The sequence below is a fragment of the Sphingomonas sp. 1F27F7B genome (assembly GCF_005503355.1).
Classification (GTDB): Bacteria; Pseudomonadota; Alphaproteobacteria; order Sphingomonadales; family Sphingomonadaceae; genus Sphingomonas.
Map to the genome: position 1 here is coordinate 1 of NZ_SCMK01000047.1, position 6,469 is coordinate 6,469.

10 protein-coding genes are annotated in these 6,469 nt (G+C 68.4%); 5 read left to right on the plus strand and 5 right to left on the minus strand.

Features of this window, described 5'->3' with window-relative positions:
• Positions 1-143: 143 nt before the first annotated feature.
• Positions 144-302 (minus strand): hypothetical protein, encoded by a 159-nt coding sequence (locus FFS08_RS23765; RefSeq protein WP_212742070.1) that lies wholly within the window; start codon positions 300-302, stop codon positions 144-146.
• A 153-nt stretch (positions 303-455) separates the two neighbouring features.
• Here FFS08_RS23765 and FFS08_RS23120 point away from each other — a divergent pair, with 153 nt between their 5' ends.
• Complete coding sequence (locus FFS08_RS23120) at positions 456-863, plus strand: hypothetical protein (RefSeq protein ID WP_249341292.1); 408 nt, start codon at positions 456-458, stop codon at positions 861-863.
• Positions 864-931: 68 nt separating this feature from the next.
• On the opposite strand, the gene FFS08_RS23125 is transcribed toward FFS08_RS23120, so the two are convergent.
• From FFS08_RS23125 to FFS08_RS23140, 4 genes are read right to left on the minus strand one after another with little or no spacing between them, the layout of a single operon-like run.
• Positions 932-1,522, minus strand: coding sequence for a MotE family protein (locus FFS08_RS23125; protein WP_249341293.1), 591 nt, complete (start codon positions 1,520-1,522; stop codon positions 932-934).
• The gene (locus FFS08_RS23130) at positions 1,522-1,911 is read right to left on the minus strand and encodes a DUF6468 domain-containing protein (RefSeq protein ID WP_249341294.1); all 390 of its coding nucleotides are present in this window, start codon (positions 1,909-1,911) and stop codon (positions 1,522-1,524) included. Before FFS08_RS23130 ends, FFS08_RS23125 begins: the two co-directional genes overlap by 1 nt.
• Positions 1,908-2,930 carry a flagellar motor switch protein FliM gene (gene fliM / locus FFS08_RS23135; protein ID WP_137865088.1) on the minus strand — a complete coding sequence of 341 codons (1,023 nt, stop codon included), beginning with the start codon at positions 2,928-2,930 and terminating at the stop codon, positions 1,908-1,910. Before fliM ends, FFS08_RS23130 begins: the two co-directional genes overlap by 4 nt.
• Entirely contained in the window at positions 2,927-3,526 is a 600-nt protein-coding gene (locus tag FFS08_RS23140) for a flagellar basal body-associated FliL family protein (protein ID WP_249341295.1), read from the minus strand. Before FFS08_RS23140 ends, fliM begins: the two co-directional genes overlap by 4 nt.
• Before the next feature lie 65 nt (positions 3,527-3,591).
• Between FFS08_RS23140 and flgF the strand changes: the two genes are divergently transcribed.
• Genes flgF through flgH form a run of 4 tightly spaced genes read left to right on the plus strand, consistent with a single transcriptional unit; the run spans position 3,592 to position 6,340 of the window.
• Positions 3,592-4,329, plus strand: a complete 738-nt coding sequence (flgF, locus tag FFS08_RS23145; protein ID WP_137865089.1) for a flagellar basal-body rod protein FlgF — start codon at positions 3,592-3,594, stop codon at positions 4,327-4,329.
• A 30-nt stretch (positions 4,330-4,359) separates the two neighbouring features.
• On the plus strand, positions 4,360-5,142 hold the full coding sequence (gene flgG / locus FFS08_RS23150; RefSeq protein ID WP_137865090.1) for a flagellar basal-body rod protein FlgG: 783 nt from the start codon (positions 4,360-4,362) through the stop codon (positions 5,140-5,142).
• Complete coding sequence (gene flgA / locus FFS08_RS23155; protein WP_137865091.1) at positions 5,142-5,570, plus strand: flagellar basal body P-ring formation chaperone FlgA; 429 nt, start codon at positions 5,142-5,144, stop codon at positions 5,568-5,570. The genes flgG and flgA overlap by 1 nt, the downstream gene beginning before the upstream one ends.
• Before the next feature lie 11 nt (positions 5,571-5,581).
• Positions 5,582-6,340: a flagellar basal body L-ring protein FlgH gene (gene flgH, locus FFS08_RS23160; RefSeq protein ID WP_137865092.1), complete on the plus strand. Its 759-nt coding sequence runs from the start codon at positions 5,582-5,584 to the stop codon at positions 6,338-6,340.
• The last annotated feature ends 129 nt before the right edge of the window (positions 6,341-6,469 follow it).

Sequence of the window (6,469 nt, forward strand, 5' to 3'; positions counted from 1 at the left end):
GCACGGCACGCCCGCGCCGGCGGCGGCCGGAGGGGCGGTGGGGGCAGGCGTCGCCGCCGGCGCGGGCGTGCCGTGCGGGGCGGGCGTCGTGGCGGCGGGCGCGGCTGTGGCGCCCGCGGCGAGAACCAGGAACAGACTGCGCATCAGCCGAGCCCGAATGGCCGGATCGCGACGACGGCGATGCCGCCGCCGATGCAGGCGAGCAGGAAGAGAATGGCGTGCAGCATCGGCAACGCGGCTTTCGCCGGAGCGGGCGCAGGCGCCGGCGGGCGCACGGTTTCGGCGGTGTCCTCGATGGTCATCCGCACATTGGGATGGCCTCCGTCCTGGACGACACGCATCTTTCTCGGGCGCTGATCGTGGCTCAACTCGTCACCTGCTCGCTCATTCCATTCTATTATAGAGGGATGGGTGCCCGGTGCGGGCGCCGGGTGCCGATATCGGAGGACGGGATTTTGCGACGCGAAACGCTGGTGGCGCTCGGTCTTGCGGCATTGCCGCTGCCGGTCGGTGGTGCGCAGGCTTCGGGCGGCGGCGCCGTCGCGGGCGAAGGCTTGCAGCTGGTGCCCATGGAGGAAGTCACCGTGCCGATCGTCGATGCCGATCGCGTCAACGGCGCGCTGCGCTTCAAGCTGGTGATCGATGCGGGCACCGCGGAAGTCGCGGCCAAGCTGAAGAGCGAAATGCCGGTACTGCGCGCCGCGACGGTGGCGGCGGGGCTGGATTTCGCCCGGCTCAACGCGTCGGCACTGCGGGCGGTCGACGCACAGCGGCTCGATCACGACCTCACCGCCGCGCTCAAGGCCGCCGAGCCGGACCTGGTCCGCGTGCTGATCGTCGAAGTCGACGCGCGCACCAGCTGATCGGATGTCCCGGAATCAGGAAAGGGCCGCCCCGGCAGCACGCCGGGGCGGCCCTTTCCGTGCCGGCGTCAGCGGCGCGCGGTCGCGGCCGGGGCCAGCGCCTGGCCGGGCTGGGGGCGGATGGCCGCTTGCGCCTGCGGATGCACGGCGTTGCGGCGGGCCATCGCCATGCTCAGCGCCGCGGCGCCCTTGGGCGACATCGCCGCCATGATCATCGCGGTCGATCGCTCGCGCATCCGCTGCGCGACCTTCATCTGCACTTCCATGTCGAGCTGCTCGAAGACCACCGCGGCGGCCTTGGGCTTCATCGCCTGATAGATCCGGGCCAATTCGTCGAACTGCGAGTCCGCCGGCGAAGGCGCGCCGGGAGCGCCGCCCGGGCCCATGCCGGCCGGTTGCTGCGCTTCGTCCTGCTTGCGGCGCGCCTCCACATCGGCGGCGAGCCGGGCCGAGGCGGCCTTGGCCGCTTGCTCGCGCAGGTCGAGCCCGCGCTTGCGGCGCGCGGCCGCGACGTCGCGATCGCTCAAGTCCTGCGTGATCGCGTTGCCGAGCCGGGTCTGGTCGGCCTCCTGCTGGCCGGTCGCGATCGTGGCCGCATTGGCGACCACCGCGAGCCCGGTCACCCCGGCAGTGAGCAGGAGGAGCGAGGGGCGCGCCATCACGCGGCCTCCGCCAGCGGGGCGTCGCCTTCGGCTTCGGCCCCCTGCTCGTCTTCCTCCTGGTCGCGCTGCGCATTGGCCATGCTGACCGCGTTGACGATCCGCTCGGCGGCGGCGTCGGCGATGCCGGTCATCAGGCTCAGCTCGTCGCGCAGTTCGCGGGCGCGCTCGACCAGCTGGGCGTGGCGGGCGCAATCGGTGCCCAGCGTGTGCTTCATGTCCGAAAGCACGGCGCGGGCCTGGACGGTGGCGACCTGCAGGGCCTCGACCACCTGGGTGAGCGCGCCGTCCTTCACGGTGCGCAGGCTCTTCATCATCCGCACGCTCTGCACGAGCACGGCCATGCACAGGATGATGGTCAGCACATTGGCGAGTAGCGCGATGCTCATTGCTTCACCTTCTTGTCGGAGGAAACATCGTTGATCAGGCGCACGGCGACCTGGCCGTTGCGCTGGCCGATCTGGCCCTGGGCAAGCTTCACGCCGCCACAGGCGACGTCGAGCGCGTCGTCCGGGCTCTTGTGGAGCGCGATGGTCTGGCCGATCTCGAGGTTGCGCAGGTCGGCGATCGACATCGCCTTCTCACCCAGCAGCACGCTCATCGAGACGTTGGTCTTGCGCACCTCGGCGGCCATGTGCGCCTCCCAGATGCTATCGCGGCCGCTCTTCTCGCCCATGAAGCGCTGGAGCAGCTTGTCGCGTACCGGCTCCAGCGTCGCATAGGGGAACACCAGCGTGAACCGTCCGCCGCGCCCGTCCATGTCGACGCGGAAGGTCGCGGTGGCGCAGATGTTGGACACGCCGGCGATTGCCGCGAAGCGCGGGTTGGTCTCGATGCGCTCGAGATTCATGTTCACCGGCTCGATCGGGGCGAAGGCCTCCGAGAAGTCGTTCAGCGCCAGCGTCAGCATGCGCGAGACCAGGCCGGTCTCGATGGTGGTGAAGGCGCGGCCGTCGATCACCATCGGCGAGCCGCCGCCGCCGCGCCCGCCGAGCAGCGCGTCGACCACCGAATAGATCAGGTTGGAATCGACGGTGACGAGGCCGTAGCTCTCCCATTCCTCGATCTTGAACACGCCCACCATCGCGGGGAGGGCGACGCGGTTCATGAACTCGCCGAAGCGCGTGGAGGTCACTTCCTCCAGGCTCACGTCGACGCCGTCCGAGGTGAGGTTGCGCATCGAGCTGGCGAAGGAACGCACCACCCGGTCGCACACCACTTCGAGCATCGGCAGCCGCTCGTGGCTGATGACCTTGGATTCGATGACGGCGCGCAGGCCCGATTTGCGGGCGATCGGCCCCACATCGCCGAACAGCGCGTCGATGTCGGCCTGGTCGAACACGCCGCCGCCCATCTCGCCCGGAGGGGCAGGGGGATCGGGGAGGTCGAAATCCTCGAGATCGATCATTGCTGCACCAGGTCCTGGATGAGGATGTCCTTCACTTGCCCCTCGCCGAGCGTGGCGGTGGCGCGCACCATCATCTCTTCCTTGATCCGGAAGACCGCGGCGGATCCGGACAGGTCCTCGGGGCGCAACTCGCGCAGGAAGGGCTGGAAGCTGTCCAGCACCAGCGGCAGCTTCTCCTTCAGGCCGTCCGGCGCGATGCCGTCGCCGGGCACGATCATGAAGTGGATCTTCAGGAAGCGGGCCTGCCCGTCGGGCGAGCGCAGGTTCACCAGCATCGCCGGCACATCGACAAAGGCGCCCTTGCCCGCGTCATCTGCCGCCTCGCCATGGCCGCCGTCGCTCTTCGCCGCGTCCTTGGCGCCGCCATGCGCGTCCTTGGCGCCTTCCGCCTTGGCGCTGGGGCCGGAGAACATGAAGGCCGCGCCGCCGCCGCCGCCGAGCAGCAGCACGCCGGCCACGGCACCGATGAGGATCAGCTTCTTCCTCGATTTGGGCTCGGTTGCCTTCGCGGCTTCCGCGCCCTCCTCGATGATTTCCGGAGACGACATTCCCTGGTGACCTTCCGAAATCTGCACGCCGACACCGCGTCGGTGCATTTTCTCCTATTATAGGATCAGCGCCCGGCAATTGTTGCCTAGTGCGAATTTTTGAGGGACGTCCGGTGGACATTTCTTCCTATGTGCTGCTGAGCCAGGAAACGGCGCTGCGCCGTCGCATGGACGTGGCGGCGAACAATCTCGCCAACATGAACACGGTCGGCTTCAAGCGCGAGCAGCCGGTCTTCCGCGAATATGTCGAGAAGACGGACAGCGCGGTGAAGCCGGCGAAGCAGACGTCGTTCGTGCTCGATTACGGCGCGGTCCATGATTTCAGCCAGGGCGGCTTCCAGCCCACCGGCAACCCGCTCGACCTGATGATCGAGGGGCAGGGCTATTTCTCGGTCCAGGCGCCCGACGGCAGCACTGCCTATACGCGCGCGGGCCAGCTCAAGATGCTCCCCACCGGCGAGCTCGCCACCTCCACCGGCAACAAGCTGCTGGGCGAGGGCGGCAAGCCGATCACCATCCCGCAGGAAGCGGCCAACCAGATCTCGATCGGCAAGGACGGCACGGTCAACGGGCCCGGCGGCCCGTTTGGCCGCGTCACCGTGACGCAGTTCGACGAGGCCGGTGTGGATCCGCGCGGCGACGGGCTGTTCAGCGGCACCGGCGGCCGCGAGCTCCCGTCGGAGCAGACGCATCTGGTGAACGGCGGCCTCGAAGGCTCCAATGTCAACGCGATCCAGGAAACCACCGACATGGTGGAGATCCTGCGTGCCTATCAGACCAGCCAGAACCTTTCCCAGAGCATGAACGACATGCGCAAGTCGGCGATCGACCGGCTGAGCAAGGTCGGCTGACCCCAATATCGAGCATAAGGAACCAGTCCCATGCGTACACTTTCCATCGCCGCGACGGGCATGCTCGCGCAGCAGACCAATGTCGACGTGATCTCGAACAACATCGCCAACATGAACACTACCGGCTTCAAGCGCCAGCGGGCCGAGTTCCAGGACCTTCTCTACGAGCAGGTCGTGCGCCCCGGTTCGGCGACCAGCGCGCAGACGATGAGCCCCACCGGCATCCAGATCGGCTCGGGCGTGAAGACCGGCGCGATCTACCGGATCAACGAGCAGGGTTCGACCCAGCAGACCGACAACCAGTATGACCTGGCGATCCAGGGCCATGGCTATTTCCAGATCACGCTGCCCGACGGCACCACCGGCTATACCCGCGACGGTTCGTTCGGCGTGTCGGACCAGGGCGAGCTGGTCAATTCCGACGGCTTCCCGGTCCAGCCGGGCATCACCGTGCCGCAGAACGCCGTGAGCGTGAATGTCTCGAAGACCGGCCAGGTCGATGTCGTCCTCTCGGGCAACCCGACGCCGCAGACGCTCGGCCAGCTCCAGCTCGCCACTTTCGTCAACGAAGGCGGCCTGGAGGCCAAGGGCGGCAACCTGTTCCTCGAGACCTCGGCTTCGGGCGCGCCGATCGCCGGCGCCCCCGGCGATCCCGGTTTCGGCACGCTGATGCAGGGCTATGTCGAGGCCTCGAACGTCAATCCCGTGGCCGAGATCACGGCGCTGATCACCGCGCAGCGCGCCTATGAGATGAACAGCCGGGTCGTGAAGACCGCCGACGAGATGCTGGCCACCACCAGCCAGCTGCGCTGATGCTCGGCCTCGTCGGCTTTGCGCTGCTCGCTTTCGGCATCCCCGAGGAGGTGCCGGTCGCCGTGCTCGGCCACGCCGTGCAGAAAGGCGACCGGATCGAGGCGGGCGACTTCGCCGTCGAGCAGCGCCCCGCCGCCACCGCGCGCGGCGCGCTCACCATCGACCAGGCCGCCGGCATGGAAGCCGCGCGCAACCTGCCTGCGGGCACGGTGGTGCGCCAGGCCGACCTGATGCGCCCGCAGATGGTGCGGCGCGGGGAGCCGGTGACGATCCGGATCGTCAGCGGCCCGCTGATCATCACCGCGGCGGGCCGCGCGCTCGGTGGCGGCTCGAAGGGCGAGGCCGTCCGGGTCGTCGCCAATGCAACCAATCGCACGCTGGACGGGGTCGTCGAGGCCACCGGCGCCGTGCGCATCGTCACGCCTTGAGGGAAGCTATCATGCGCAAGATCATTCTCGCGATGGCCATCTGCGCCACGCTTTCGGGTTGCGGTGCCGTCGGGCGGCTGAAGCAGGTGGGCAAGGCCCCCAAGCTTTCCGAGATCCAGCCGGTCGAGGTGGCGGAGGTCGAGCCGTCGCTCGCGATGCCGGCTGATCGCATCCGCAGCGGCAGCACCGTCGCAGTTCAGCCACAGCCGCAGGGCAGCAGCAGCGCCTCGCTGTTCCGCACCGGGGCCGGCGCGCTGTTCCGCGATCAGCGCGCGAACAAGACCGGCGACATCCTGACGATCCGGATCAACATCGCCGACAAGGCGGACCTGGGCAACAACACCTCGCGCACCCGCGGCGGCAGCGAGAGCGGCGGCCTGGGCGGCCTGCTCGGCATCAGCCCGGTGAAGAAGCTGCTCGGCGCCGACGCCAATGCCGCGCTCGAGACCAATTCGGGTTCGAAATATGCCGGCGGCGGCACCACCGCCCGCTCGGAGACCATCAACATGACGATGGCCGCCATCGTCACGCAGGTGCTTCCCAATGGCAATCTGATGATCAAGGGCCGCCAGGAAGTCCGGGTGAATTTCGAGATGCGCGAGCTGATCATCACCGGCCTGATCCGCCCCGAGGACATTGCCCGCGACAATTCGATCCGCCATTCGCAGATCGCCGAGGCGCGCGTGATCTATGGCGGCAAGGGCCAGCTCACCGACGCGCAGCAGGCGCGCTGGGGCCAGCAGATCTACGACGCGCTCTTCCCGTTCTGAGCCGTCCCTCCGAGGACCTGGAGAAGATCGCCTCGCAGCCCGTGCTGCGGGGCGATTTTCCTTTCTCCCTCTCTCCGCTTGCGGGGAGGGGGCAGGGGAGAGGGGGCTATCGAAGGGGCCTGGCTCATG

Coding starts and splice junctions, on each gene's coding strand:
- FFS08_RS23140 (WP_249341295.1), bottom strand. CDS start 3,526: ATGCACCGACGCGGTGTCGGCGTGCAGATTTCGGAAGGTCACCAGGGA.
- flgH (WP_137865092.1), top strand. CDS start 5,582: ATGCGCAAGATCATTCTCGCGATGGCCATCTGCGCCACGCTTTCGGGT.
- FFS08_RS23765 (WP_212742070.1), bottom strand. CDS start 302: ATGACCATCGAGGACACCGCCGAAACCGTGCGCCCGCCGGCGCCTGCG.
- FFS08_RS23125 (WP_249341293.1), bottom strand. CDS start 1,522: ATGGCGCGCCCCTCGCTCCTCCTGCTCACTGCCGGGGTGACCGGGCTC.
- flgG (WP_137865090.1), top strand. CDS start 4,360: ATGCGTACACTTTCCATCGCCGCGACGGGCATGCTCGCGCAGCAGACC.
- FFS08_RS23130 (WP_249341294.1), bottom strand. CDS start 1,911: ATGAGCATCGCGCTACTCGCCAATGTGCTGACCATCATCCTGTGCATG.
- fliM (WP_137865088.1), bottom strand. CDS start 2,930: ATGATCGATCTCGAGGATTTCGACCTCCCCGATCCCCCTGCCCCTCCG.
- flgA (WP_137865091.1), top strand. CDS start 5,142: ATGCTCGGCCTCGTCGGCTTTGCGCTGCTCGCTTTCGGCATCCCCGAG.